The organism is Pseudomonas sp. NyZ201, assembly GCF_049860765.1.
GTDB lineage: Bacteria > Pseudomonadota > Gammaproteobacteria > Pseudomonadales > Pseudomonadaceae > Aquipseudomonas > Aquipseudomonas bharatica.
This window is the reverse complement of the sequence record NZ_CP187557.1, coordinates 4326940-4351745: the sequence shown is the minus strand read 5'-3', so window position 1 is coordinate 4351745 and position 24806 is coordinate 4326940. Positions and strand designations below refer to the sequence as shown.

The following is a 24806-nucleotide window of genomic DNA, read 5'->3' as shown; positions in this document are numbered from 1 at the left end:
CCGCCAGTATACCCGTTCGCGCGAGGAATCAGGCTTCCAGTGCGCCACCGGCCAGCGCGCAGAGCTGGATCGGGTCGAGGATGCGCACTTCCTTGCCTTCGGCCTCGATCAGGCCGTTCTGCTGGAAGCGGGTGAACACGCGGGATACGGTTTCCACCGCCAGGCCCAGGTAATTGCCGATTTCGTTGCGCGACATGCTCAGGCGGAACTGGTTGGCCGAATAACCCCGGGCGCGGAAGCGTGCGGAGAGGTTGACCAGGAAGGTGGCGATGCGTTCGTCGGCGGTTTTCTTCGAGAGCAGCAGCATCATCTGCTGGTCGTCGCGAATCTCCCGGCTCATCACCCGCATCAACTGGCGACGCAATTGCGGCAGTTGCACCGACAGCTCGTCCAGGCGCTCGAACGGAATCTCGCACACCGAGGTGGTTTCCTGGGCCTGGGCCGAGACCGGATAGGCTTCGGTGTCCATGCCGGACAGCCCGACCAGTTCGCTGGGCAGGTGGAAGCCGGTGATCTGCTCTTCGCCGCCATCGCTGAGGCTGAAGGTTTTCAGGGCGCCGGAGCGCACCGCGTAGACAGAGCCGAAGTTGTCACCCTGCCGGAACAGAAACTCGCCTTTCTTCAGGGGTCGCCCGCGTTTGACGATTTCATCCAGTGCGTCCATGTCTTCCAGGTTCAGCGACAACGGCAGGCACAGGGGCGCCAGGCTGCAATCCTTGCAATGAGCCTGGTTGTGAGGGCGCAGTTTAACTGGCTCAGACATTTCATCGATCCTTGTGGGAAAGCACACATAGAATGCAAGGGTAACCCAGCCGGGCTACTGTAGGCCAGCTTGCTCTGTTTTGGTGCGTCTTCCGCTCAAGTTCGCGGCTTTGCCGCCGATACACCGTCATGGATCTTTTTCCCCAGGCAGGCCGCGCCATGCTGACCGTCGATATCAAGAGCACTCGCCAGGCAATCCTCGCCAATCAGGCGCAAACCTCCGCCAAACAGGCTGAAGAGGCGCGCCAGAGCGGTTCCGCGCCGTCCGAGGGGATCAAGGTCGACCTGTCCCTCAAGGGCCTGGAAGTCGCCAGCAAACAGCAGGGCGACGCCGATATCGACGAAAGCGGGCTGCCCGAGTCCGTTCGTCAGTTGCTCAAGATGATCCGCAAACTGCAAAGGGAACTGGCCGAGGCCAACCGCCAGCTCCAGGCGTTGATGCGCGATCGTTCCCTCGATCCGGTTGAAATGCAGAAAAAGACCGCCGCCTTGCAGGCCCGGGTCAGCGCCTTGTCCGCGTCGTTGAACACCGTCAATTTCGGACTGGTCCGGGCCATGAGCCAGGCCGATCTGACACCGGACCAGGTCGGCAAGGCCATGAAGCTGCTGGTCTAGATCACCCGCGAGAAACGCTGGCGGTTGGTCAGGTCCAGATACGCGTCGAACACCATGCACACCGAGCGCACCAGCAGGCGGCCGGCCGGCAGCACGCTGATGCCGTCGCTGCGCAGTTCGATCAGACCGTCCTTGGCCATCACTTTCAATGCCGGCCATAGCTCCTTGAAGTAGCCGTGGAAGTCGATGGTGAAGGCCTGTTCGATACGCTCGAAATCCAGTTCGAAATGGCAGATCAGGTCCTGGATCACGGCCCGGCGCACGCGGTCGTCCTGGTTGCAGATCAGCCCGCGACGGGTTGCCAGTTGCGCGGCGTCGAGGGCGTTCTGGTAGTCGGCCAGGTCGCTGCTGTTCTGGCAGTACAGGTCGCCGATCTGGCTGATGGACGACACGCCCAGGCCGATCAGGTCGCAGTGGCCGTGGGTGGTGTAGCCCTGGAAATTGCGTTGCAGGGTGCCTTCTTCCTGGGCGATGGCCAGTTCGTCGTCGGGCAGGGCGAAGTGGTCCATGCCGATGTAGCGGTAGCCGGCGCCGGTCAGTTGCTCGATGGTGCGGTGGAGCATTTCCAGCTTGGCCGCAGGGGCCGGCAGGTCGCTGCTGTCGATGCGCCGCTGGGGCATGAAGCGTTCCGGCAGGTGTGCGTAGTTGAACACCGAGAGGCGGTCGGGCTGCAGCTTGATCACTTCCTCTACGGTGCGGGCGAAGCCTTCCGGGGTCTGCTTGGGCAGGCCGTAGATCAGGTCGAGGTTGATCGAGCGGAATTGCAGGGTGCGTGCCGCTTCGATGATGGTGCGGGTCTGCTCCAGGCTCTGCAGGCGGTTGATCGCTCGCTGCACGGCCGGGTCGAGGTCCTGCACGCCGAGGCTGACACGGTTGAAGCCCAGTTCGCGGAGCAGGCCCATGGTCGACCAGTCGGCCTCGCGCGGGTCGATCTCGATGCCGTAGTCGCCGGAATCATCGTCCAGCAGGTTGAAGTGCTGGCGCAGGTGGGCCATCAGTTCGCGCAGTTCAACGTGGCTGAGGAAGGTCGGGGTGCCACCGCCGAAGTGCAACTGCTCCACGGTCTGTCCCGGGTCGAGGTGGCAGGCGATCAGCTGGATTTCCTGCTCCAGGCGTTGCAGGTAGGGCTGGGCGCGGGCGCGGTCCTTGGTGATGACCTTGTTGCAGGCGCAGTAGTAGCAGATGTTGGCGCAGAACGGCACATGAACGTACAGGGACAGCGGACGCGCCGCGCGACGGCTGTCGCGCAGGGCATGGAGCAGGTCGAAGGAGCCGATCTCGCTGTGCAGTTGCACTGCGGTCGGGTAGGAGGTGTAGCGCGGGCCGGCCAGATCGTAGCGGCGGATCAGGTCAGAGTCCCATTGGAGGGCGTCGTACATGGTGGCAGTCCCAGGAATTACGGCAGTGTCCGGAGTCTAGGGAGCGCCACGTACATCGGTGTTGATTTGCATCAAGCCCGCTTCAGTGGCCCATGAGCCAGTGCTGGTGCGGGCCGGGCAGGGTCCACAGGCCGAACAGGATCACCAGCAGGCCACCGGCGATGCGCACCCCGCGCTGGCGCAACAGGGCGTTGCTACGCTCGGCGACCAGGCCGGTGGCGAGCAGGACCGGCCAGGTGCCGACGCCGAACGCCAGCATCAGCAGGGCGCTGTTGATGGCGCTGCCCTGGCTGGCGGCCCAGAGCAGGGTGCTGTAGACCAGGCCGCAGGGCAGCCAGCCCCACAGGGCGCCCAGCAGCAGGGCGCGGGGCAGGCTGGACACCGGCAGCAGGCGCGTCGCCACTGGCTGGATATGCCGCCATAGGCCACGCCCCAGGGCTTCCACGCGGGTCAGGCCGCTCCACCAGCCGGCCAGGTACAGGCCCATGGCGATCAACAGCAGCGCGGCGAGCACGCGCATCGCCGTGGCCAGCGGGCTGCCGGCCAGGGCCCAGCCGGCCAGGCCCAGCAGCAGGCCGGCGCTGGCGTAGCTGAGCACGCGGCCCAGGTTGTAGGCGATCAGCAGGCGCAGGCGGCGGCCGCGCTGTTCGGGCGGGATGGCCAGGGTCAGGGCGCCCATCAGGCCGCCGCACATGCCCAGGCAATGGCCGCCGCCGAGCAGGCCGAGGATCAGGGCAGAGCCGAGCAGGGGCAGCAGTTCAACCACGGGCAGGCGGCTCCGGCTTGTCGTCCGTAGCGGCTTGCTCGCCTTTTACCGCGGCCTGGTGCTTGGGGTCCTGGTCATCGAACAGGATGCTGTGGGCCGGGCCGTCGAGGTCCTCGTACTGGCCGCTGTCCACCGCCCAGAAGAAGATGTACACGGCGATGCCGACCAGGACCAGGGCGGCGGGAATCATCACGTAGAGTGCGGGCATGGCAGTTCCTCAGGCGGGCGCGGCATGGGGCGCGGCGGGTGCGGGCTGCGCCGCCACGCTGCCGCGCAGCCGGGTCAGGCGCAGGGCATTGAGCACCACGATCAGCGAACTGACCGACATGCCGACCGCCGCCCACACCGGGGTAATCCAGCCAAGGGCGGCAAACGGCAGCATAAGGCCATTGTAGAGCGCGGCCCAGCACAGATTCTCGATGATGATCCGCCGGGTGCGGCGGGCCAGGACGAAGGCCTGCACCAGGCTGTCGAGGCGGTTGGACAACAGCACCGCGTCGGCGCTGGTCTTGGCCAGGTCGGTGGCCGAGCCCATGGCGATGCTGATATCCGCCGCCGCCAGCACCGGCACGTCGTTGACCCCGTCGCCCAGCATCAGCACCTTGCGCCCTTCGGCCTGCAGGGCCTTGAGGCGCTGCAGCTTGTCGTCCGGGCGCAGGCTGCCGATGGCCTGGTCGATGTTCAGTTCGGCAGCGACGCTGGCGACCATTGGCGAGCTGTCGCCGGACAGCAGCAGGGTTCTCCAGCCACGGGCGCGACAGGCGTCGAGCAGGTCGGCGGCGTCGTGGCGCAGGCGGTCGTCGAGGACGAACCAGGCCAGCGGGCCTTGCTGGTCACCGAGCAGCAGCCATTGGCCGGGTTCGTCGGGCATCGGCGGCACTGGCGCGCCGCTTGGCTCGCAACTGAAGGCAGCCTGGCCGATACGCAGCAGGCGGCCTTCGACCTGGCCTTCCAGGCCCAGGCCCGGGGTGCTTTGCACTGCTTCGGCCACTGCGGTGGTGCGGCCGAAAGCGCGGGCGATCGGGTGTTCGGAGCGGTTTTCCAGGGCAGCGGCAAGGCGCAGGCAGTGATCGGCATCGAGCCCGGCCAGCGGGCGGATGGCGCGCAGGGTCAGGCGACCTTCGGTGAGGGTGCCGGTCTTGTCGAAGATGACCGTGTCGATCTGGTTCAGGCCTTCCAGCACATGGCCGCGGGTCAGCAGCAGGCCAAGGCGGTGCAGGGTGCCCGTGGCCGCGGTGAGGGCAGTCGGGGTGGCGAGGGACAGGGCGCAAGGGCAGGTCGCCACCAGCATCGCCAGGACGATCCAGAAGGCCCGCTCGGCGTCGATCTGCCACCACAGCAGGCCGATGCCGAGGGCGGCGAGCAGGCTGAACAGCAGGAACCATTGCGAGGCGCGGTCGGCGATTTCCGCCAGGCGCGGTTTTTCCGACTGCGCCCGCTCCAGCAGGCGGACGATGGCGGAAAGCCGGGTGTCGTGGCCCAGGGCCTGGACCTCCACGGTCAGTACGCTTTCGACATTGAGGGTGCCGGCGGTGACGCTGTCGCCGGTCTGCCGCGGGCGGGGCAGGTATTCGCCGGTCAGCAGGGATTCGTCGATGCTCGACTGGCCGTCGACGATGCGCCCGTCGGCCGGTATCACCGCGCCTGGCCGGACCTGCACGCGGTCGCCGATCTGCAGTTCGCGCAGGAGGATGCGCTCGCTGTTGCCGGCGGCATCCAGGCGCAGGCACGAGGCTGGCAGCAGGTTGACCAGTTGCGCGGTGGCCGCGGCAGTGCGCTCGCGGGCGCGGCGCTCCAGGTAGCGGCCAGCGAGCAGGAACAGGGCGAACATGCCCACCGCATCGAAATACAGCTCGCCGCTGCCGGTGATGGCCGTCCAGATCCCGGCGGCATAGGCCAGGCCGATGGCCAGCGACACCGAAACGTCCATGGTCAGGTGGCGGGTGCGCAGGTCGCGGGCGGCGCCACGGAAGAACGGCGCGCAACTGTAGAAAACGATGGGCGTGGTCAGGAACATCGCTACCCAGCGCAGGATGGTGTGCATTTCGGGGCTGAGGTCGATGTTGAATTCGGGCCAGGTGGCCATGGTCGCCATCATCGCCTGGAACCACAGCAGGCCGGCCACGCCGAGCTGGCGCAGGGCGGTACGGTTTTCCTCGGCCAGTTGCTCGGCGGCGCGGTCGGGCTGGTAGGGGTGGGCGGCGTAGCCGATCCGGCGCAGTTCGGCGAGCAGGCTGGACAGTGGTAACTGACTGTCGGCCCAGCTCACCAGCAAGCGGTGATTGGACAGGTTCAGGCGTGCTTCGGCGACCCCGGGCAGGCTGCGCAGGCGTTTCTCGATCAGCCAGCCACAGGCGGCGCAGCTGATGCCTTCGACCAGCAGGGTGGCTTCGGCCAGCTCGCCTTCATGGCGGACGAAGGGTTGCTGGACATCGGCGCGGTCGTACAGGGCCAGTTCATCGGCCAACTGGCGGGGCAGGGCATCGGGGTTGGCGCTGGCTTCGCTGCGGTGCTGGTAATAGCTCTCCAGCTTGCCGGCAACGATGGCCTCGGCCACCGCCTGGCAGCCGGGGCAGCAGAATGGCCGGGGTTCGCCGAGCACGATGGCAGTGAAGTGGCTGTCGGCGGGGACGGGCAGGGCGCAGTGATAGCAAGGCGTGGGGGTGGTCATGACTGTCTTATCGCAGGTCTTTCGGTGGTTCGCCACGGACCCTGTGGGAGCGGGTTCACCCGCGATGGCGGTGGTGAATGCACTACCGCAATCGCGGGTGAACCCGCTCCCACAGGGGATCGAGGCGTCTATTTATCCAGGTGCTCGGCTCCCTTCAGCTCTTCATCACCCAGCACCAGGGTCGCCCCATGGGCCACATCCTCTTCCTCGAACAACCGCCAGGTCTGCCCCTTTTCCGTCCCCAGCAGTTCAACGAAGCGCCGGCCTTCCACCTTGTCTTCCAGTTGCCCCAGGTACCGTCCCGGCTCGCTGCTCAGGGCCAGGGCGATCTTGCGGTCCTTCTCCGGCTGGGTGGGCGAGATCAGGTTCAGTTCCAGGGCCTGTGGCTGGCTGTCGCCGGTCAGGCGCAGTTCCACTTCACCGGTGACTTCATCCAGGTGCACATTGGCCTTGAGCTTAAGGGTCTGCCCCAGCAGCTCGCGGTCCAGCGAGCGGTTGATGCCCTTGCCGGCCTCGTAGTAGTTGTCGTTGACCAGGTTGTCCGGGTTGTTCACCGCGATGCTGACCATGGTCAGGCTCAGGGTCACCGAGGTGGCGAGGATGCCGATGATGATCCAGGGCCAGAGGTTCTTGTACCAGACGCTGTGAACGGTGTTCGTTGCAGGCATTGGCGTGCTCTCTTAACGGATTTGCGGGCCGATGAAGCGGCTCTTGGCTTCGACTTCCGAAGCGCTGTCGTCGGCGTCCCGGAGAATGAAGGTGACTTCGTTGGTGGTCGACGGCAACTGCTCGGGCGAGACCGACAGCTGCACCGGCAGGCTGACGATGTCGCCGGCCGCGACGCGGATTTCCCTGGCGCCTTCGAGGCGCAGGTTCGGCAGGCCCTGGGCTTCGAGGACGTAGACGTGGTCGCGCTGGTCCTTGTTCATGACCTTCAGGCTGTACACGTTCTCGATCCAGCCCTGGGCGTTCTCGCGGTACAGCACGCGGTCCTTGCTGACGTCGAAGCCGACCAGCGGGCGCATGAGAAAGGCCGTGGCCAGCAGGCCGATCATCGCCAGCAGGACCACGAAGTAGCCGATCAGCCGCGGGCGCAGCAGGTGGGTCTTCTGCCCGGACAGGTTGTGCTCGGTGGTGTAGCTGATCAGCCCGCGCGGGTAGTTCATCTTGTCCATGATGCTGTCGCAGGCGTCGATGCAGGCGGCACAGCCGATGCACTCGATCTGCAGGCCGTCGCGGATGTCGATGCCGGTGGGGCAGACCTGGACGCACATGGTGCAGTCGATGCAGTCGCCGAGGCCCTTGGCTTTGTAGTCCACGTCCTTTTTACGCGGGCCACGGTTCTCGCCGCGACGCGGGTCGTAGGAGACGATCAGGGTGTCCTTGTCGAACATCACGCTCTGGAAGCGCGCGTAGGGGCACATGTACACGCACACCTGTTCGCGCAGCCAGCCGGCGTTGCCGTAGGTGGCGAGGGTGAAGAACCCGACCCAGAAATAGGACCAGCCGTCGGCCTGGCCGGTGAAGAAGTCCACCAGCAGCTCGCGGATCGGTGCGAAGTAACCGACGAAGGTGATGCCGGTAACGAAGCCGATCAGCAGCCAGAGGCTGTGCTTGGCGAACTTGCGCAGGAACTTGTTGCTGCTCATCGGCGCCTTGTCCAGTTTCATGCGCTGGTTGCGGTCGCCTTCGGTGATCTTCTCGCACCACATGAAGATCCAGGTCCACACGCTTTGCGGGCAGGTGTAGCCGCACCAGACACGGCCGGCGAACACGGTGATGAAGAACAGGCCGAAGGCGGCGACGATGAGGATGCCGGAGAGGAGGATGAAGTCCTGGGGCCAGATGGTCGCGCCGAAGATGTAGAACTTGCGCTCCGGCAGGTCCCACCAGACGGCCTGGCGTCCACCCCAGTCGAGCCACACGGTGCCGAAGTAGAGCAGGAACAGCAGGGCCCCGCCCGCCATGCGCAGGTTGCGGAAGATACCGGTGAAGGCCCGGGTGTAGATCTTCTCCCGGGCAGCGTAGAGGTCGACGCCAGTGTCTTTCTTGTTCTTGGCAGGCGGGGTGATGTCTTGTACAGGAATCTGCTTGCTCATCGTCTACAGTCCCACGGCAGTGGAAAAATGCCGCGGCCAGTGCATGCCGACCGCAGTCAGAAGTGTTGCTGCTCTGGCCCGCATCATACGCCTGTGCAGGGGGCCCGGGGCGCGGGTGCGACCTTAGGTCGCGTTGGTTTGCAGCTGGCAATGGTGTAATGGCGATGTCAATTGATGCAGGTCATGAAGTGGCCTGTTAGCGCACGTAATTCGCCGGGTTGACGCGGGCCCTGTGGGAGCGGGTTCACCCGCGATGACGTCGGTGGCATCACTACCGCAATCGCGGGTGAACCCGCTCCCACAGGGTCCGCGTACACCCTTGCATCCGTTGCCAAGAAAAAAGGCCCCACCAGCCTGCACTGACGGGGCCTTGTCTACCGCCGGGCCTTACTGCGCCTCGGCCGGCTTTTCATCCTTGTGCGACAGGCTGTAGACGTAGGCCGCCAGCAGGTGGACCTTGTCGTTGCCCTGGATTTCCTGCTGCGCCGGCATCTGGCCCTGGCGGCCATAACGGATGGTCTGCTGCAGCTGGGCGAAGCTCGAACCGTAGATGAACGCCTGCGGGTGGGTCAGGTTGGGTGCGCCCATCGCCGGGGTGCCTTTACCTTCCGGACCATGGCAGGCCACGCAGTTGGCGGCGAAGATCTTCTGCCCGTTGGCCGGGTCGGCCTTGGTGCCTTCCGGCAGGGTGCGGCCATCGAGCTTGGTCAGCACGTACGCGGCGACGTCTGCCACGCCCTGCTCGCCGATGACTTCGGCCCAGGCCGGCATCACGCCATGGCGACCGGCCATGATGGTCTGCTTGATGGTTTCCGGTTCGCCGCCCCAGCGCCAGTCGTTGTCGGTGAGGTTGGGGAAGCCGTAGGAACCCTTGGCGTCGGAACCGTGGCAGACCGAGCAGTTCGAGGCGAACAGGCGGCCGCCCATCTTCAGCGCTTGCGGATCCTTGGCCACTTCTTCGATTGGCATGGCGGCGAATTTGGCGAAGATCGGCCCGAACTTCGCATCGGCGCGGGCCATTTCCTTCTCCCACTCGTGCACGCCGGTCCAACCGGCCTGGCCGTTGGCGAACTGCACTTGCTTTTCGGTATCCAGGTACTGGTAGCCCGGCAGGATGCCCTTCCAGTTGCCGAGGCCCGGGTACAGCGCCAGGTAGCCGAGGGCGAAGATGATGGTGCCGACGAACAGCATGAACCACCATTTCGGCAGCGGGTTGTCGTATTCCTCGATGCCGTCGAAGGAATGGCCGACGGTTTCTTCGGTGGTTTCGCTGCGCTGGCCCTTGCGGGTGGAGAGCAGCAGCCAGGTCAGGGCGAAGATGGTGCCCAGACTCAGAACGGTGACGTACAGACTCCAGAAGGTAGTCATTCGTTGTTACTCCTAGACGCTTTCTCTTGCGCTTGCTCGACGTGCTTGCTGGCCTCGGGATCATCCGCGAAGGGCAGCATGGTCGCTTCGTCGAACTCGGATTTGCGCCGAGAACTGAACACCCACAACGCCAGGCCCACGAAGGCCACCATCACCACGACGGTGCCCAGGCCACGAATCATCCCGATATCCATCGCAGTCACCGTTTGCTTTTGATGATGGTGCCGAGGCCCTGGAGGTACGCGACCAGCGCGTCCATTTCGGTCTTGCCCTTGACCGCGTCGCGGGCACCGGCGATATCCGCGTCGGTGTACGGCACGCCGAGGGTGCGCAGGACTTCCATCTTCTTCGCGGTGTCCTTGCCATCGAGCTTGTTTTCCACCAGCCACGGGTAGGCTGGCATCTTCGACTCGGGCACGACGTTGCGCGGGTTGTACAGGTGCGCGCGGTGCCAGTCATCGGAGTAACGACCGCCGACCCGGGCCAGGTCCGGCCCGGTGCGCTTGGAACCCCAGAGGAACGGGTGGTCCCAGACGCTTTCGCCGGCCACCGAGTAGTGGCCGTAGCGCTCGGTCTCGGCGCGGAACGGACGGATCATCTGCGAGTGGCAGCCGACGCAGCCTTCGCGGATGTACACGTCGCGGCCTTCCAGTTCCAGCGCGGTGCGCGGCTTCATGCCCTCGACCGGCTTGTTGGTGACGTCCTGGAAGAACAGCGGAACGATCTGGGTCAGGCCGCCGATGCTCACGGCGATGACCATGAAGAAGGCCAGCAGGCCGATATTCTTCTCGACTACTTCGTGCTTCATCAGTGCGCTCCCACGACGACGATCTGTTCGGCGGCCGCAGCCTCGGCCGGTTTCGACGCGCGTACGGTGCGCAGGACGTTCCAGGCCATCAGCAGCATGCCCGAGGCGAAGAACGCACCGCCCAGGGCGCGGACGATGTAGCCCGGATGGCTGGCTTGCAGGGCTTCGACGAAGGAGTAGGTGAGGGTGCCGTCATCGTTGATCGCACGCCACATCAGGCCCTGGGTGATGCCGTTGACCCACATCGAGGCGATGTACAGCACGGTGCCGATGGTGGCGAGCCAGAAGTGCGCGTTGATCAGGCCGATGCTGTGCATCTGCGCGCGACCGTAGAGTTTCGGGATCATGTGGTACACGGCGCCGATGGAGATCATCGCCACCCAGCCGAGGGCACCGGCGTGCACGTGGCCGATGGTCCAGTCGGTGTAGTGGGACAGCGAGTTGACGGTCTTGATGGCCATCATCGGGCCTTCGAAGGTCGACATGCCGTAGAACGCCAGGGACACCACCAGGAAGCGCAGGATCGGGTCGGTGCGCAGCTTATGCCAGGCGCCCGAGAGGGTCATCATGCCGTTGATCATGCCGCCCCAGCTGGGTGCCAGGAGGATGATCGACATCACCATGCCCAGGGACTGGGCCCAGTCGGGCAGGGCGGTGTAGTGCAGGTGGTGCGGACCTGCCCAGATGTACAGGGTGATCAGCGCCCAGAAGTGCACGATGGACAGGCGGTACGAGTAGATCGGCCGCTCGGCCTGCTTGGGCACGAAGTAGTACATCATGCCGAGGAAGCCGGTGGTCAGGAAGAAGCCCACGGCGTTGTGCCCGTACCACCACTGGATCATCGCGTCGGTGGCGCCGGCGTAGGCCGAGTACGACTTGAAGAAGCTCACCGGCAGCGAGATGTGGTTGACGATGTGCAGCATCGCGGTGACCAGGATGAAGGCACCGTAGAACCAGTTGCCGACATAGATGTGCTTGGTCTTGCGCTTGACGATGGTGCCGAAGAACACCACCGCGTAGGTTACCCAGACGATGGCCAGCAAAATGGCGATCGGCCATTCCAGCTCGGCGTATTCCTTGGTGGTGGTGTAGCCCATGGGCAGGGTGATCAGTGCGCTGACGATCACCGCTTGCCAACCCCAGAAGGTGAAGGCCGCGAGGCTGTCGGAGATCAGTCGGGTCTGGCAGGTTCGCTGCACGACATAGTAGGAAGTGGCGAACAGCGCACACCCGCCGAAGGCGAAGATCACCAGGTTGGTGTGCAAGGGGCGCAGGCGTCCAAAGCTCGTCCATGGCAGGTCAAGGTTCAGCTGCGGCCAGACCAGTTGCGAGGCGATGAAGACACCGAGGCCCATGCCAAGGATCCCCCAGACCACCGTCATGATGGCGAACTGGCGGACGACCTTATAGTTATAAGCAGTCGGACTGATTGCTGTGCTCATTCTAAGGTTCCACGGTTTTTAGGTGTTTTTGTAGGTAGAGAAATCGGCGCAAGTATCTACAGGGAGTGTGGGTATTGCAACGCAAGGGGTACCGTCCCACGGCTCTCCAGGGCCATTGCTGCGGCCCTTCCGACCCAACTACCGCGCAAATTGTACACAATAATCAATTATTTATGTGCACCATTTTTATTGTGGATTGCACGCCCAACAAGGCACCGATTCCCGTCGAGACGCCACGCTTTCTCCCTGCGAAAACTAGGGGAAAGCAAAGGGCCATCGGCGTTTGCGCGGCTGTGGCGAAGTGAGATCACCCGACAGGGGTGTAGGGTCGACATCGCCTGAAGCCCCATGTGGCAACAAGCTTAGTCCCGTTCGGAGGGGGTGCAAGGAGGTACGCGGAAGGGATGCGACACTCTGCCGCAGGCGCGAAAAAAACCGCCGCTCCCGGTTCGGGTGCGGCGGTTTCAGTCAATCCTCAGATGGATCGAAGTCTTACTGTGCAGAAGTCTTGTCGCCTTCCTGCGAAAGGCTGTAGACGTACGCGGCCAGCAAGTGGACCTTGTCGTTGCCCTGGATGTCCTGCTGGGCAGGCATCTGGCCCTGGCGGCCATAACGGATGGTCTGCTGCAACTGGGCGAAGCTCGAACCGTAGATGAACGCCTGCGGGTGAGTCAGGTTGGGCGCACCCATCGCTGGCGTACCCTTGCCTTCCGCACCGTGGCAGGCCACGCAGTTGGCGGCGAAGATCTTCTCGCCGTTGGCCGGGTCGGCCTTGGTGCCTTCCGGCACGCTGCGGCCATCCAGCTTGGTCAGCACGAAGGCGGCCACGTCGGCCACGCCCTGCTCGCCGATCACTTCCGACCAGGCCGGCATCACACCGTGGCGACCGAGCATGATGGTGGTCTTGATGGTTTCCGGCTCGCCGCCCCAGCGCCAGTCCTTGTCGGTCAGGTTGGGGAAACCGTAGGAACCCTTGGCGTCGGAACCGTGGCACACGGCGCAGTTGGAGGCGAACAGGCGGCCGCCCATCTTCAGCGCTTGCGGGTCCTTGGCCACTTCTTCCACCGGCATGGCGGCGAACTTGGCGAAGATCGGCCCGTACTTGGCATCGGCGCGCTCCATCTCCTTCTGCCACTCGTTGGCGCCGGTCCAGCCATTTTCATAGCCGGGCAGGATGCCTTTCCAGTTGCCCAGGCCAGGGTAGAGCACCAGGTAGCCGGCGGCGAACACCAGGGTGCCGACGAACAGCCAGAACCACCAGCGTGGCAGCGGGTTGTCGTACTCCTCGATGCCATCGAAGGCGTGGCCCATGGTCTGGTCGGTGCTGCCGGGTGTCTCGCCCTTGCGGGTGGACAGCAGCAACCAGGTCAGGCCGATCAGGCTACCGATGGTCAGTACGCTGATATACGTACTCCAGAAGGTGGTCATTGCCGATTACTCCTCGTGGCGTTTTCTTGTTCGGCGTTGGGCAGGCGGTCGTCGGCGAAGGGCAGCAGGCTCGCTTCGGCGAACTCGCGGTCACGCCGGCGGTTGAAGACCCAGAGCGACAGGCCGATGAAGGCGATCGCCACCACCAGGGTGCCGAGGCCGCGCAACTGGCCGATATCCAGACTGAAATCCATGGCGCTTACCTCTTGTTCTTGATCGCGGTGCCGAGCACCTGCAGGTAGGCGACCAGGGCGTCCATTTCGGTCTTGCCCTTGACCGAGGCGACGGCACCGCTGATGTCGTCGTCGCTGTACGGCACGCCGAGGGTGCGCATGGCCTTGATCTTGGCTTCGGTGTGGCGGGTATCCACCTGCTGGGCGACCAGCCATGGGTAGGCCGGCATCTTCGACTCGGGCACGACGTTGCGCGGGTTGTACAGGTGCGCACGGTGCCAGTCGTCGGAGTAGCGGCCGCCCACGCGGGCCAGGTCAGGGCCGGTACGCTTGGAGCCCCAGAGGAACGGGTGGTCCCAGACGCTTTCACCGGCCACCGAGTAGTGGCCATAGCGCTCGGTTTCGGCGCGGAACGGACGGATCATCTGCGAGTGGCAGCCGACGCAGCCTTCGCGGATGTAGATATCGCGGCCTTCCAGTTGCAGCGCGGTGTAGGGCTTCATGCCTTCGACCGGCTTGTTGGTGACGTCCTGGAAGAACAGCGGAACGATCTGGGTCAGGCCGCCGATGCTCACGGCGAACACCATCAGCAAAACCAGCAGGAAGACGTTCTTTTCAATGGCTTCGTGTTTCATCTCGTACTCCTCAGGCCAGCTGCGCGGAAGCGTCTGCGGTGGCCGCAACCGGGGCACGCACGGTGCGCCAGGTGTTCCAGGCCATCAGCAGCATGCCGGTCAGGAAGATCGCACCGCCGACGAAGCGCACGATGAAGCCCGGGTGGCTGGCCACCAGGGTTTCCACGAACGAGTAGGTCAGCGTGCCGTCGGCGTTGACCGCACGCCACATCAGGCCCTGGGCGATACCGTTGACCCACATCGAGGCGATGTAGAGCACGGTGCCGATGGTGGCGAGCCAGAAGTGCGCGTTGATCAGGCCGATGCTGTGCATCTGGGTACGGCCGAAGACTTTCGGGATCATGTGGTACAGGGCGCCGATGGAGATCATCGCGACCCAGCCGAGGGCACCGGCGTGTACGTGGCCGATGGTCCAGTCGGTGTAGTGGGACAGGGCGTTGACGGTCTTGATGGCCATCATCGGGCCTTCGAAGGTCGACATGCCGTAGAACGCCAGGGACACCACCAGGAAGCGCAGGATCGGGTCGGAGCGCAGCTTATGCCAGGCACCCGAGAGGGTCATCATGCCGTTGATCATGCCGCCCCAGCTTGGCGCCAGCAGCACCAGGGACATGATCATGCCGAGGGACTGGGCCCAGTCGGGCAGGGCGGTGTAGTGCAGGTGGTGCGGACCTGCCCAGATGTACAGGGTGATCAGCGCCCAGAAGTGCACGATGGACAGGCGATAGGAATACACCGGACGCTCGGCCTGTTTCGGCACGAAGTAGTACATCATCCCCAGGAAGCCGGCGGTCAGGAAGAAGCCCACGGCGTTGTGGCCGTACCACCACTGGACCATGGCGTCGGTGGCGCCGCTGTACAGCGAGTAGGACTTGGTCAGGCTGACCGGCAGTTCCAGGTTGTTGACGATGTGCAGCATCGCCACGGTGAGGATGAAGGCGCCGAAGAACCAGTTGCCGACGTAGATGTGCTTGGTGTTGCGCTTGATCAGCGTACCGAAGAACACCACGGCATAGGCCACCCAGACGACGGTGATGAGGATGTCGATCGGCCATTCCAGCTCGGCGTATTCCTTGGAGCTGGTGTAGCCCAGCGGCAAGGTGATGGCGGCGAGCAGGATCACCAGTTGCCAGCCCCAGAACGTGAACGCGGCGAGCGCGGGCGCGAACAGGGTGGTCTGGCAGGTTCGCTGGACCGCGTAGTACGAGCTGGCGAACAGCGCGCACCCACCGAAGGCGAAGATCACCGCGTTGGTATGCAGCGGGCGCAGGCGCCCGAAGCTGGTCCAGGGAAGGTCGAAGTTGAGGGCGGGCCAGACGAGTTGCGCGGCGATGAAAACGCCGAGCCCCATCCCGACGATTCCCCATATCACCGTCATAATGGCGAATTGGCGGACCACCTTGTAGTTGTAGGCGGTACTGCTGGTTGTGTTCATGTATGGGTTCCCATCCACGGTTATAGGCAGGCTAGAAAGCGAGGCAAGCATGATTAATGGGCAGGTCGCCGGTATTGACGGGGATCAATTGGCGAACAGGGCGAACGTGCGCGGGTGGCTGTGGAATGCCCCGCAAAATCAGGCAGATGGCGGGGTTCGCGGCTGCCTGGTGCTTGCCCATGGGGCGGGTGCGCCGATGGACAGCGGGTTCATGGACGACATCGCGCAAAGGCTCGCCGGGCAAGGGGTTGGCGTGCTGCGCTTCGAGTTCCCGTACATGGCGCAGCGCCGCGCCACTGGTGGCAAAAGGCCGCCGAATCCCCAGGCGGTTTTGCTGGAGAGCTGGCGTGAGGTGTGGCGCGAGGTGCGACCATTGGTCGCTGGGCCGCTGGCGGTTGGCGGCAAGTCCATGGGCGGGCGCATGGCCAGTCTACTGGCGGACGAGCTGGGGGCGGACGCTCTGGTGTGCCTGGGCTATCCCTTCTATGCACCGGGCAAGCCGGAGAAGCCGCGGGTGGCGCATATGGCCGGGCTGAAGACGCCGACCTTGATCATCCAGGGGACGCGGGATGCCCTGGGGAACCGGGAGGCGGTGGAAAACTACGAACTGTCGCCGGCGATCGAGCTGTGCTGGCTGGAGGCGGGGGATCATGACCTCAAGCCGTTGAAGGCTTCAGGCTTTACTCATGCCGATCATATGCAGACGGCGGCGCAGCGGGTCGCGGCGTTCCTGGGCTGAATCTTTCGTGGCTGTCAGGGCCTCATCGCCGGCAACGCCGGCTCCCACAGGTTGGTGTACGCCGCCTGACTTGTGGGAGCCGGCGTTGCCGGCGATGAGGCCATTAGCAACAGCATCAACCCTCAGGAATAGCTCAGTCGCGGTACTCGCAGAGGTAAGCGGTATCCACCGCGACCTTCAGCTGGAACTTGGCGTTGGCCGGCACATTGAACTGGCTGCCGGCGGAAAAGGTTTCCCAGTTGTCGCTGTCTGGCAGCTTGACGGTCAGGGCGCCGGAGACCACGTGCATGATTTCACGCTGGGCAGTGCCGAACTCGTATTCGCCCGGGGCCATGACGCCGATAGTGGCCGGACCTTCAGCGCCGGTGAAGGCGATGGATTTGACCGTGCCATCGAAGTACTCGTTGACTTTGAACATGGGCGACTCCTGAAAAGAAAGGGACCAAAAAGGCCGGCCAGTATGCCCAAGCCGGCTGGTCTCGTCATCCGCTTTCAGGTGCCCTGCAACGGCAGGGTCAGCGGCAGCAAACGCGCGGTATTGCGCGCATCTTCCAGGGCCCGGTGCTGTTGCCCCTGGAACTGCAATCCGGCGAGTTGCAACGCGCCGTTGAGCCCCGGCGGCCGGCTCAGGTGGCGGGCCTTGGCGAAGCGCTGCTTGAGGTTGAGGTGGGGAACCCGGGCCAGCAGGCTGTCGATGCCATTGGCCTGCCATTCCTGGAGCAGTTGCTTGCGATCGTAGTCGCCCCAGCTGGTCCAGCCCTCCAGGCGTGGCTGGTAGTTGCCCAGCCAGCGCTCGAACTGTTCCCAGACGTCGGCGAAGGGCGCCGCGCCATCCACGTTGGCCTGGGTGATATGGGTCAACTGGCGGCAGAACGCCGTCAATTGCGGACGCCGCCGCGGTTTGACGAAGCGCTGGAAGTGATCCACCTCGCGGCCTTCGCGATTGACCAGGCTCGCGCCGATTTCGATGATTTCCATTTCCGTGATCGGCCAACCGCCGTCATCGGTGGTGGCTTCCAGGTCGATCACCAACCAATGGCCCATAACTGTTTCCCTGACAAGATAAGGCTCAAGCGTAGCCAAACCCGGCCGTCGCCGGTATCCCATGGCATTTTGCCCCCAGTGCGCGAAAATGGCGCAAGCAGCGGGTTGTGTTACCTCGGGAAAACCCCTAGCTTAGTTGGATTCAGGCCGGAAATCCTTGAGAGTGTTGCCCTTGATCCCAGCGCCAATACCACGGGTATTGCTTTCGTTGTCGTGTCTTTTCCTGACCTGGCAGGCAGAGGCGGTTTTCGCCGGGGAAAGCGTCGATATCAAGATCGGCGCGGCGCATTTTCCGCCTTATACCGTGCGCCCCGAGCAGGGCGCGGATACCGGTTTGCTGCCGCAACTGGCCGAAGCGCTGAACAAGGCGCAGCAACGCTTCCATTTTGTCCTGGTGCCCACCTCGATTCCGCGGCGCTTTCGTGATTTCGAACAGGGGCGGGTGGACGTGGCGATCTTCGAAAACCCGGACTGGGGCTGGCAGAACATCGCCCACGTCAGCGTGGACATGGGCCTGGAGGATGCCGAGGTCTTCGTCACCCACCGTACCGAAGGACGCGATCAGCGTTACTTCGACGACCTCAAGGGCAAGCGCCTGGCCCTGTTCAGCGGTTATCACTACGCTTTCGCCAATTTCAATCCCGATCCGCGCTACCTGGCCACCACCTACAACGCCACGCTCACCTATTCCCACGACAGCAACCTGCTGATGGTGCAGCGCGGCCGTGCCGACATCGCCCTGGTCACCCGCTCGTACCTGAGCGACTACATGGTGCGCAACCCGGGCAGCGCCGATGAGTTGCTCGCCTCGCAGCGCATCGACCAGGTCTATCACCACTACGCGTTGCTGCGTCCGCAGGCGAAGATCAGCGGCGAGGAATTCGCCGCGCTGCTCGAGCAGTTACGGGCCAGCGGCGAGCTGACGAGGATCTTCCAGCCCTACCAGATCCAGGTGACCGCTACGCCCGCCCGGTGATTCAGTGGGTCGAGCCGGCACTGCGCGCGCTGGACACCTTGCGGCAGTGCACCAGGGCGTCGCGGATCATGAAGTTGACCAGGGTCGGGGACACGCCGAGTTCCTTGGCAATGTCCTTTTGCGCAACGCCGTGCAAGCGGTACATCTCGAAGGCGTAGCGGGTGCGCGGCGGCAGTTCGGTCAACGCATCGGCAATATGTTCGAGGGTGGCGAAGTTGATATGCGCGGCCTCGGGCGAGGCGCCCTGGACCACCACGTTCAAGCCTTCCTCTTCGCTTCCCGAGTACTTCATTTCCATTGCCTGCTTGCGGTAATGGTCGATGGCCAGGTTGCGCACGATCTGGAACAGATAGCTCAGTTGCGCCTTGAACGACGAGGTGATCTGCGGCGCGGAATTGAGACGGAAGAAAGCGTCCTGGACGACATCCTCGGCCCGAGAGCGGCAGCCGGTGATGCGGGCCGCGATCTTGACGAGGATGTTGCGATTGTCGACGAACGCTTGGAGTAACGGTGAATCGCACTTACCTGTGGATAGTTGTTCCGCCATGGAAATCACCTTTTCTCTAAGTGGATAGCGAACGGCCTTACGGGGCCGTTCACTGCGACGTGCGACAAACTAGTATTAATGATAATTATTGTCAAATGCGAAAGTTGGTAATAGATCCTGCGATTTAGATCTAAGCCCGACGCAGAGCCTGGCTAGCTGGCGTTCGAGTGCGTCACGGGCAAAAAAAGACCGCCTGCATGGGGCGGTCAAACGAACCGGAGCGCGGGCTGGGCTCGCTCCGGACGGGAGGAGGGCTCAGCGCTTGCCGAGGATCTTGCCCAGCAATTCCGGGCGCGGCGCCCCTTGCTGCTGTTGCAGGCGCTGCTGTTCGTCGAGGTAGAAGATCGCCGGGGTGGCGGACAGACCAAGCTCGTCCATCAGGGCCTGGTTGGCGTCGAGCCTGGCCTGGACCTCGGCGGGAATCTGCTCCAGGGCCTTGAGCGTGCTCGCCTTGCCGGCCCGTTCATGTTCCAGCAGGGCTTTCTGCGGGTCCTTGGCGGCGAGCAGGGCCGCCGATTTGCCCGGGCTGTCGGCGCGGATGATGCCGACCATGATATGCCGCAACTGCACCTTGCCGGATTCGACCCACGGCCGCGCCTGCTCCCAGAACATGTTGCAGTACGGGCAATTCGGGTCGCTGAACAGGTAGACGATGCGCGGAGCATCGGCCTTGCCGTCGGCGATCCAGGCGGCTTTCTCCATCTTCGCCCAGACCTCCTTGGCCATTGGCGCATACACCAGCTTTTCCAGTTGCGGCTCGCTGAGGTCCCGGCCCTGGGCATCGAACAGGCTGCCCACCAGTACGTGCTTGCCATCCGGGGTCAGGTACAGGGCCACACCTCTATTCTGGAAGCGTGCGGCATAGCCCTTGAGGCCATCGGGTGCATCGAAGCGGCCGACCACCTCGGCACCCTTGGCTTCGATCTGGCGCACGGCCGGCGGCAGCTCTTCGGCCACCAGCAGGGGGCTGACCGTCAGGCTCGCGGCCAGGCTCAGGTAAAGCGGGATTCTCATGGTGCATTCCTTGTTGCGGGAGCGGGAGCGCGGCGCAAGTCTTCATCGAGGGATTGCAGCGCGTGATGCAGGCTGGCGCGGGACAGTTCGCCCAGGTGGCTGCCCACCAGGCGCCCGTCGGCGTCGTAGAACAGGGTGGTGGGCAGGGCCATCGAGCCGACGGCGGTGGCCAGGTGGCCGCCGGCGTCGAATAGCACGTGGGACAGGTTGAGCCCGGTGGTGGCGAGGAAGTTGGTGACGATCTGCGGCGTCTCGCCCTGGTTGACGAACAGGAAGGTGACCTGCGGGTACTCGTGCTGGGCCTGTTGCAGCACCGGCATTTCACGCCGGCACGGCGGGCACCAGGTCGCCCAGATATTGATCACCAGCGGCTTGCCGCGCAGGCTGTCCAGCGCCACTTCCTGGCCCTGGGCGTTCTTCAGGCTCAGGTGCGGCAGTTGCGTGCCTTGTTCGTAAAGATGGCTGGCCCAGCTGGCCAGCAGCCAGAACAGCGCTCCGCTGGCCAGGCCCCAGCCCAGCGGACGGCGCCGGCCCGGCTTGCGCCAGGCGATCCACAGTGCACCGATCAGCACAGCGAGGGCGCCGGTCCAGGGCCGGAAGCCGCCGTCGCGGATATCGACGATCTGCAGCAGGTCGTCACGGTACAGCGGCCAGTAGGCAGCGACGAAACCGATCCGCGCGCAGAGCAGCCCGGCGATGAACAGGTTGAACAGCGACGACTCGGGGTTGTCGCCGCCGCGCCTGGCCACGCGCCAGCCGACCAGGGTCGCCAGGCCCAGGGCCAGAAGCAGCAGCAGGTGGTCGAGGGCCAGGGCGACCGGGCCGATATTCACCGTCAACATCAGCCGTCGCTCCGGGTGCTGTTCCAGTGTTGCAGGAAGGTGGTGGCGTCCACTTCGCCGACGATGCGCCGGGCACGGCGTTCCTCGCCATCGGGGCCGATCCACAGCATGCTCGGCGGGCCCGGGACCTGGTAGCGCTTGAGCAGCTCGCGGGCGGGGGCGGCGTCGGCGGTGACATCCAGGCGCACCAGGCGGACCCCGGCCAGTGCCGCAAGGACGTCAGGACGGGCGAACACCTGCTTTTCCATGACCTTGCAGGACACGCACCAATCCGCATAGTAGTCGAGGAACACCCACTGGCCCTGGTTGCGCGCGGCGTCCAGTTCGGCCTGCAAGGCTTGCGGCGTGCTCACCGTGGTGAAGGCCTCTTCGTCGGCCACGACCTTGGCGCCGGCGCCGCTGAACGGCGCGAGCGGGCGCCACGGATCGCTACCGCCACCCGCTGCACCGACCAGTGCCAGCACGCCCCACAAACCGGCGACCAGCATCACCGGCTGCAGCGCACGCAAGCCCTTCAGGGCTGGCCAGGCGCTCCACGCCAGGGCCAGCAGCCAGGCGCCGGCCAGCGCCAGCCAGAGGCTCGGCGCCAGGACCACGCGCAGGGTGTACAGGGCCATGCCGAGGAAGACGAAGCCGAACAGGCCCTTGACCAGGTTCATCCAGGCGCCGGGGCGCGGCAGGTAGCGATTGCCCACGGTGACCAGCAACAGCAGCGGCAGGCCCATGCCCAGGCCGAGGCTGAACAGCACCAGGCCGCCATGCACGGCGTTGCCGCTCTGGGCGATGTACAGCAGGGCGCCGGCCAGCGGTGCGGTCATGCACGGGCCCATCAACAGGCCGGACAGCGCGCCGAGCACGGCGGCACCGGCCAGGTTGCCGCCGCGTGTCTTGCTGCCGGCACGTTCCAGGCGATCACGCAGGGCCATCGGCAATTGCAGTTCGAAAGCGCCGAACATCGGCAGCGCCAGCAAGATGAACAGCGCCGCCAGGCTGCCGAGCAGCCATGGCTGTTGCAGCCAGGCCTGGAGATTGGCACCGAGCAGTGCGGCGATCACCCCGAGGGCGGCATACACCAGCGCCATGCTCAGCACATAGGTGCCGGCCAGAACCCAGCCACGGCGACTGCTGACGTTACTGCCCATCACCAGCCCGGCGAGGATCGGCAACATCGGAAGCGAACAAGGGGTGAACGCCAGCAGCAGGCCGAGGCCGAAGAACACCAGCAGCCCCCAGGCCAGTCGGCCCTGTTGCAGGGTGCCGGCCAGGACCTGGTCGTCGGCCTGGGCCGCGCTCGCGGCCGCGCCGCCCAGGTCGACCACGGAGGTTTGCGGCGGGTAGCACAGCCCGGCATCGGCGCAGCCTTGCCAGCCCATGCGCAGCGTCCCCCTGGCCGAGGCAGGCAGGATCAGCTCCAGGGCGCCGCGATAGACCGGCTGGTTGCCGAAGAATTCGTCGTGATGATCGACAGCAGGAGGCAGCGGCGGCGTCTGTTCCGGCGTCAGGCCATCGAATTTCAGGCGCTTCTGATAAAGGTAGTAACCCTCGGTGATTGCCCAGTGCAGGCGGGTTTCTCCCGAAGGCAGGCGCTCGCTGGTAAAGACGAAAGCCTTTTCCACCGGGAGGAAGTCGCCCTGGGCGAAGGGATTGGCGAAGTCCTGCGCCTGGCTCAGGGAACCGAACAGGCAGAGAAACGCCAGGATCAATGCACGCATGTCGAAGCCTTGGATGTCATGAGCGGCCAAGGCTGACCCGGGCGGATTAAAGCAAGGTTAAGCCGTCGGCCGGCAGGCGACGGGGCCCGTGGGGCAGGGCATAATCCTCGGTTAATCCTGCCGTGGCCCAATGCGGGCTTCCCCGCCCATGACCGAATCGCACCCATGCATGTACTGCTCTGTGAAGACGACGACCTGATCGCCAGCGGCATTATTGCCGGGCTCAGTGCCCAGGGCCTGAACGTGGACCGGGTGGCCAACGCCAGCGCGGCGCGGGCCATGCTCCAGGCCGCGCATTTCGACGTGATGGTGCTCGACCTCGGCCTGCCCGACGAAGACGGCCTCAAGCTCCTTCAGCGCCTGCGCCAGCAGGGCCACAGCCTGCCGGTGCTGATCCTGACCGCCCGCGATGCGGTGACCGACCGGGTCGATGGCCTGCAGGCGGGGGCCGACGATTACCTGCTCAAGCCCTTCGACCTGCGTGAACTGGCCGCACGCCTGCACACCCTGGTGCGGCGTACTGCCGGGCGTTGCGTGAACATCATCGAGCACGGGCCGCTGAGTTTCGATCCGAGCAACTGCGAGGTCAGCCTTGGCGGGCAGCCGGTCGATCTTTCCCGTCGCGAACAGGCGCTGCTGCAGGCACTGCTCAACAATCCGGGGCGGGTGCTGTCCAGCGAACAGCTCAAGGACAGCGTCTACGGTTTCAGCGACGAGGTGGAGAGCAACGCGCTCAACGTGCATATCCATCACCTGCGGCGCAAGCTGGGCAACGGCATCGTCGAGACCGTGCGCGGCCTGGGCTACCGTCTTGGCCCGGCGCGCCTGCCCGAGGAGGCCGGGCAATGAGCCTGCGCCTGCGCCTGAGCCTGATCCTGGGCACCGCCTTCGTCCTGATCTGGGCGCTGGCCGCCGCCTGGATGCTGCGCGACCTGCGCCAGCAGATGATGTTCTCCCTGGACCAGCGCCTGGTGGCTTCGGCCCGCATGGTCGCCGGCCTGATCGACCAGTTGCCGCAACCCCTGACCAGCAAGGGCGAGGGCACCCACCTCAGCGCCGACCAGCTCAGCGTACCGGACGGCATGGCCTGCCAGGTCACTTCCCTGCGTGGCGAGATCCTTGCGCGCAGCCATCAGAATGCCGACCAGCACCTGGACGACGGTCGTGGCGGCTTCCACGACCAGATGATCGACGGTGCGCGCTGGCGCAGCTTCACCTTCGCCCATGGCGATATTCGCATCACCACCGCGGACCGCCACCTGGAACGCGAGGCGCTCAACCGCTCGATCCTGCTGGCGGCCTCGGCGCCGGTGCTGGTGGCGCTGCTCGGCAGTCTCGGGCTGCTGTGGATCGGTATCGGCAAGGGCCTGGCGCCGCTGAACTGGATGCGCGAAGCCTTGCGCAGGCGCAGCCCGGACTCGGTCGAGCCGCTGCAGATCAAGGCGGTGCCCAGCGAGCTGCAGCCCTTGCTGGATACCCAGAACCAGCTGTTGCAGCGCATCGGCCAGACCATCGAGCGCGAGCGCCGCCTGACCGGCGACGCCGCCCACGAACTGCGCAGCCCGCTGACGGCGATCAAGACCCATCTGCAGGTGGCGCGGATGACCGATGGCCAGGTGCGCGAGCACGCCCTGGCCCACGCCGAGGAAGGCGCCGACCGCCTTCACCGGACCCTGGAGCAATTGCTGCTGCTGGCGCGGGTCGAGGGTAGCCTGTCGTTCGACGATGGCGTGCAGTGCAGTGCCGACCAGGTGGCGCGCCAGGCGATCCAGGACACCGGTGATGATCGTCGGATCGTGCTCAATGCTCCGTTGCAGGCGGCCAAGGCACAGCTGGACATGCCCGGTGCACTGGCGGTGGCGGCGTTGCGCAACCTGCTGGACAACGCCCTGCGCCATAGCAGCGGCGAAGCGCCGGTGGAGCTTGAGGTGCGGGTGGAAGAAGCGGGCGTCGGCTTCCTCGTCCGCGATCACGGACCGGGGATTCCCGAGCAGGACCTGCAACATCTGACCCAGCGTTTCTGGCGCAACGGGCACAGCGAGGGCAGCGGGCTGGGGCTGGCGATCGTCCAGGCCATCGTGCAGCGCTGCGCCTGTTCGCTCGACTTCGACAGCCGCAGCGACGGGCTGCGGGTGTTGCTGAGGATGCCATTGAAGGCCTCTGCTTGAGTTGCACGCAAGGCCCTAATCGCCGGCAACGCCGGCTCCCACAGGTAATTGTGTGCGCCGCATAACTTGTGGGAGCCGGCGTTGCCGGCGATGAGGCCCTCCGTAACAACATCCATCCCATGCCCTAAATTTTCTCCCTGACCCAACGTTCTAGCTTGGACATAAGCAGTTTCCATGGCTGAC

The 24806-nt window shown here is 64.9% G+C and carries 26 protein-coding genes; 5 read left to right on the top strand and 21 right to left on the bottom strand.

Annotated elements, in window-relative coordinates:
* Positions 1-28: 28 nt before the first annotated feature.
* Positions 29-763: a Crp/Fnr family transcriptional regulator FnrA gene (gene fnrA, locus ACPFMA_RS19275; RefSeq protein WP_009396203.1), complete on the bottom strand. Its 735-nt coding sequence runs from the start codon at positions 761-763 to the stop codon at positions 29-31.
* 128 nt (positions 764-891) lie between these two features.
* Between fnrA and ACPFMA_RS19270 the strand changes: the two genes are divergently transcribed.
* Positions 892-1377, top strand: coding sequence for a hypothetical protein (locus tag ACPFMA_RS19270; protein WP_158487703.1), 486 nt, complete (start codon positions 892-894; stop codon positions 1375-1377).
* Here the strand turns inward: ACPFMA_RS19270 and hemN are convergent.
* The 14 genes from hemN to ccoN (ACPFMA_RS19200) all read right to left on the bottom strand — a co-directional run bounded on the left by hemN (position 1374) and on the right by ccoN (ACPFMA_RS19200) (position 15581).
* Entirely contained in the window at positions 1374-2756 is a 1383-nt protein-coding gene (gene hemN, locus ACPFMA_RS19265; RefSeq protein WP_279900229.1) for an oxygen-independent coproporphyrinogen III oxidase, read from the bottom strand. The two genes, ACPFMA_RS19270 and hemN, sit on opposite strands and share 4 nt — an antisense overlap.
* An 82-nt stretch (positions 2757-2838) precedes the next feature.
* A complete protein-coding gene (locus tag ACPFMA_RS19260) occupies positions 2839-3522 on the bottom strand; it encodes a sulfite exporter TauE/SafE family protein (protein ID WP_009396206.1) in 684 nt (227 codons plus the stop codon).
* Positions 3515-3730: a cbb3-type cytochrome oxidase assembly protein CcoS gene (ccoS, locus tag ACPFMA_RS19255; protein WP_064301847.1), complete on the bottom strand. Its 216-nt coding sequence runs from the start codon at positions 3728-3730 to the stop codon at positions 3515-3517. The genes ACPFMA_RS19260 and ccoS overlap by 8 nt, the downstream gene beginning before the upstream one ends.
* A gap of 9 nt (positions 3731-3739) precedes the next feature.
* Entirely contained in the window at positions 3740-6193 is a 2454-nt protein-coding gene (locus tag ACPFMA_RS19250; protein ID WP_425928483.1) for a heavy metal translocating P-type ATPase, read from the bottom strand.
* A 128-nt stretch (positions 6194-6321) separates the two neighbouring features.
* A complete protein-coding gene (locus tag ACPFMA_RS19245) occupies positions 6322-6861 on the bottom strand; it encodes a FixH family protein (protein ID WP_009396215.1) in 540 nt (179 codons plus the stop codon).
* Between the two features lie 12 nt (positions 6862-6873).
* Positions 6874-8292, bottom strand: coding sequence for a cytochrome c oxidase accessory protein CcoG (ccoG, locus tag ACPFMA_RS19240; protein WP_425928482.1), 1419 nt, complete (start codon positions 8290-8292; stop codon positions 6874-6876).
* Positions 8293-8679: 387 nt separating this feature from the next.
* Positions 8680-9660 (bottom strand): cytochrome-c oxidase, cbb3-type subunit III, encoded by a 981-nt coding sequence (gene ccoP / locus ACPFMA_RS19235; protein WP_009396217.1) that lies wholly within the window; start codon positions 9658-9660, stop codon positions 8680-8682.
* Positions 9657-9854 (bottom strand): CcoQ/FixQ family Cbb3-type cytochrome c oxidase assembly chaperone, encoded by a 198-nt coding sequence (locus ACPFMA_RS19230; protein WP_009396218.1) that lies wholly within the window; start codon positions 9852-9854, stop codon positions 9657-9659. Before ACPFMA_RS19230 ends, ccoP (ACPFMA_RS19235) begins: the two co-directional genes overlap by 4 nt.
* 5 nt (positions 9855-9859) lie before the next feature.
* Entirely contained in the window at positions 9860-10468 is a 609-nt protein-coding gene (gene ccoO / locus ACPFMA_RS19225; RefSeq protein ID WP_009396219.1) for a cytochrome-c oxidase, cbb3-type subunit II, read from the bottom strand.
* Positions 10468-11910, bottom strand: a complete 1443-nt coding sequence (ccoN, locus tag ACPFMA_RS19220) for a cytochrome-c oxidase, cbb3-type subunit I (protein WP_009396220.1) — start codon at positions 11908-11910, stop codon at positions 10468-10470. Before ccoN (ACPFMA_RS19220) ends, ccoO (ACPFMA_RS19225) begins: the two co-directional genes overlap by 1 nt.
* A 492-nt stretch (positions 11911-12402) precedes the next feature.
* The gene (ccoP, locus tag ACPFMA_RS19215; RefSeq protein ID WP_279900227.1) at positions 12403-13338 is read right to left on the bottom strand and encodes a cytochrome-c oxidase, cbb3-type subunit III; all 936 of its coding nucleotides are present in this window, start codon (positions 13336-13338) and stop codon (positions 12403-12405) included.
* Positions 13335-13532, bottom strand: coding sequence for a cbb3-type cytochrome oxidase subunit 3 (locus ACPFMA_RS19210; protein WP_009396225.1), 198 nt, complete (start codon positions 13530-13532; stop codon positions 13335-13337). The genes ccoP (ACPFMA_RS19215) and ACPFMA_RS19210 overlap by 4 nt, the downstream gene beginning before the upstream one ends.
* A 5-nt stretch (positions 13533-13537) precedes the next feature.
* Positions 13538-14146, bottom strand: a complete 609-nt coding sequence (ccoO, locus tag ACPFMA_RS19205) for a cytochrome-c oxidase, cbb3-type subunit II (RefSeq protein ID WP_420057036.1) — start codon at positions 14144-14146, stop codon at positions 13538-13540.
* 10 nt (positions 14147-14156) lie between these two features.
* Positions 14157-15581: a cytochrome-c oxidase, cbb3-type subunit I gene (gene ccoN, locus ACPFMA_RS19200; RefSeq protein ID WP_425928481.1), complete on the bottom strand. Its 1425-nt coding sequence runs from the start codon at positions 15579-15581 to the stop codon at positions 14157-14159.
* Positions 15582-15630: 49 nt separating this feature from the next.
* Between ccoN (ACPFMA_RS19200) and ACPFMA_RS19195 the strand changes: the two genes are divergently transcribed.
* Positions 15631-16320: an alpha/beta family hydrolase gene (locus ACPFMA_RS19195; RefSeq protein ID WP_425928480.1), complete on the top strand. Its 690-nt coding sequence runs from the start codon at positions 15631-15633 to the stop codon at positions 16318-16320.
* A gap of 133 nt (positions 16321-16453) precedes the next feature.
* Here the strand turns inward: ACPFMA_RS19195 and ACPFMA_RS19190 are convergent, their stop codons facing one another.
* Complete coding sequence (locus ACPFMA_RS19190) at positions 16454-16738, bottom strand: pyrimidine/purine nucleoside phosphorylase (protein ID WP_009396232.1); 285 nt, start codon at positions 16736-16738, stop codon at positions 16454-16456.
* 74 nt (positions 16739-16812) lie between these two features.
* On the bottom strand, positions 16813-17364 hold the full coding sequence (locus tag ACPFMA_RS19185; RefSeq protein WP_009396234.1) for an exonuclease domain-containing protein: 552 nt from the start codon (positions 17362-17364) through the stop codon (positions 16813-16815).
* A gap of 172 nt (positions 17365-17536) precedes the next feature.
* Between ACPFMA_RS19185 and ACPFMA_RS19180 the strand changes: the two genes are divergently transcribed.
* Positions 17537-18340 carry a substrate-binding periplasmic protein gene (locus ACPFMA_RS19180; protein ID WP_425928479.1) on the top strand — a complete coding sequence of 268 codons (804 nt, stop codon included), beginning with the start codon at positions 17537-17539 and terminating at the stop codon, positions 18338-18340.
* A 1-nt stretch (position 18341) separates the two neighbouring features.
* Here ACPFMA_RS19180 and ACPFMA_RS19175 read toward each other — a convergent pair whose 3' ends face one another.
* The 4 genes from ACPFMA_RS19175 to dsbD all read right to left on the bottom strand — a co-directional run bounded on the left by ACPFMA_RS19175 (position 18342) and on the right by dsbD (position 22455).
* Entirely contained in the window at positions 18342-18887 is a 546-nt protein-coding gene (locus ACPFMA_RS19175; protein ID WP_009396246.1) for an RNA polymerase factor sigma-70, read from the bottom strand.
* A 255-nt stretch (positions 18888-19142) separates the two neighbouring features.
* Positions 19143-19901 (bottom strand): thiol:disulfide interchange protein DsbG, encoded by a 759-nt coding sequence (dsbG, locus tag ACPFMA_RS19170; RefSeq protein WP_420057033.1) that lies wholly within the window; start codon positions 19899-19901, stop codon positions 19143-19145.
* Complete coding sequence (locus tag ACPFMA_RS19165) at positions 19898-20743, bottom strand: prolipoprotein diacylglyceryl transferase family protein (protein ID WP_420057032.1); 846 nt, start codon at positions 20741-20743, stop codon at positions 19898-19900. Before ACPFMA_RS19165 ends, dsbG begins: the two co-directional genes overlap by 4 nt.
* Positions 20743-22455, bottom strand: coding sequence for a protein-disulfide reductase DsbD (dsbD, locus tag ACPFMA_RS19160; protein WP_420057031.1), 1713 nt, complete (start codon positions 22453-22455; stop codon positions 20743-20745). Before dsbD ends, ACPFMA_RS19165 begins: the two co-directional genes overlap by 1 nt.
* Before the next feature lie 165 nt (positions 22456-22620).
* Between dsbD and ACPFMA_RS19155 the strand changes: the two genes are divergently transcribed.
* Entirely contained in the window at positions 22621-23304 is a 684-nt protein-coding gene (locus ACPFMA_RS19155; RefSeq protein WP_009396254.1) for a response regulator, read from the top strand.
* Positions 23301-24623: an ATP-binding protein gene (locus ACPFMA_RS19150; protein ID WP_425928478.1), complete on the top strand. Its 1323-nt coding sequence runs from the start codon at positions 23301-23303 to the stop codon at positions 24621-24623. The genes ACPFMA_RS19155 and ACPFMA_RS19150 overlap by 4 nt, the downstream gene beginning before the upstream one ends.
* Positions 24624-24806 lie beyond the last annotated feature (183 nt).

Coding starts and splice junctions, on each gene's coding strand:
- ccoO (WP_420057036.1), bottom strand. CDS start 14,146: ATGAAACACGAAGCCATTGAAAAGAACGTCTTCCTGCTGGTTTTGCTG.
- ccoN (WP_009396220.1), bottom strand. CDS start 11,910: ATGAGCACAGCAATCAGTCCGACTGCTTATAACTATAAGGTCGTCCGC.
- dsbD (WP_420057031.1), bottom strand. CDS start 22,455: ATGCGTGCATTGATCCTGGCGTTTCTCTGCCTGTTCGGTTCCCTGAGC.
- ACPFMA_RS19245 (WP_009396215.1), bottom strand. CDS start 6,861: ATGCCTGCAACGAACACCGTTCACAGCGTCTGGTACAAGAACCTCTGG.
- ACPFMA_RS19210 (WP_009396225.1), bottom strand. CDS start 13,532: ATGGATTTCAGTCTGGATATCGGCCAGTTGCGCGGCCTCGGCACCCTG.
- ccoG (WP_425928482.1), bottom strand. CDS start 8,292: ATGAGCAAGCAGATTCCTGTACAAGACATCACCCCGCCTGCCAAGAAC.
- ccoP (WP_279900227.1), bottom strand. CDS start 13,338: ATGACCACCTTCTGGAGTACGTATATCAGCGTACTGACCATCGGTAGC.
- ccoS (WP_064301847.1), bottom strand. CDS start 3,730: ATGCCCGCACTCTACGTGATGATTCCCGCCGCCCTGGTCCTGGTCGGC.
- fnrA (WP_009396203.1), bottom strand. CDS start 763: ATGTCTGAGCCAGTTAAACTGCGCCCTCACAACCAGGCTCATTGCAAG.
- ACPFMA_RS19270 (WP_158487703.1), top strand. CDS start 892: ATGGATCTTTTTCCCCAGGCAGGCCGCGCCATGCTGACCGTCGATATC.
- ACPFMA_RS19195 (WP_425928480.1), top strand. CDS start 15,631: ATGATTAATGGGCAGGTCGCCGGTATTGACGGGGATCAATTGGCGAAC.
- hemN (WP_279900229.1), bottom strand. CDS start 2,756: ATGTACGACGCCCTCCAATGGGACTCTGACCTGATCCGCCGCTACGAT.
- ccoO (WP_009396219.1), bottom strand. CDS start 10,468: ATGAAGCACGAAGTAGTCGAGAAGAATATCGGCCTGCTGGCCTTCTTC.
- dsbG (WP_420057033.1), bottom strand. CDS start 19,901: ATGAGAATCCCGCTTTACCTGAGCCTGGCCGCGAGCCTGACGGTCAGC.
- ACPFMA_RS19230 (WP_009396218.1), bottom strand. CDS start 9,854: ATGGATATCGGGATGATTCGTGGCCTGGGCACCGTCGTGGTGATGGTG.
- ACPFMA_RS19250 (WP_425928483.1), bottom strand. CDS start 6,193: ATGACCACCCCCACGCCTTGCTATCACTGCGCCCTGCCCGTCCCCGCC.
- ACPFMA_RS19165 (WP_420057032.1), bottom strand. CDS start 20,743: ATGTTGACGGTGAATATCGGCCCGGTCGCCCTGGCCCTCGACCACCTG.
- ACPFMA_RS19175 (WP_009396246.1), bottom strand. CDS start 18,887: ATGGCGGAACAACTATCCACAGGTAAGTGCGATTCACCGTTACTCCAA.
- ccoP (WP_009396217.1), bottom strand. CDS start 9,660: ATGACTACCTTCTGGAGTCTGTACGTCACCGTTCTGAGTCTGGGCACC.
- ACPFMA_RS19185 (WP_009396234.1), bottom strand. CDS start 17,364: ATGGGCCATTGGTTGGTGATCGACCTGGAAGCCACCACCGATGACGGC.
- ccoN (WP_425928481.1), bottom strand. CDS start 15,581: ATGAACACAACCAGCAGTACCGCCTACAACTACAAGGTGGTCCGCCAA.
- ACPFMA_RS19155 (WP_009396254.1), top strand. CDS start 22,621: ATGCATGTACTGCTCTGTGAAGACGACGACCTGATCGCCAGCGGCATT.
- ACPFMA_RS19150 (WP_425928478.1), top strand. CDS start 23,301: ATGAGCCTGCGCCTGCGCCTGAGCCTGATCCTGGGCACCGCCTTCGTC.
- ACPFMA_RS19190 (WP_009396232.1), bottom strand. CDS start 16,738: ATGTTCAAAGTCAACGAGTACTTCGATGGCACGGTCAAATCCATCGCC.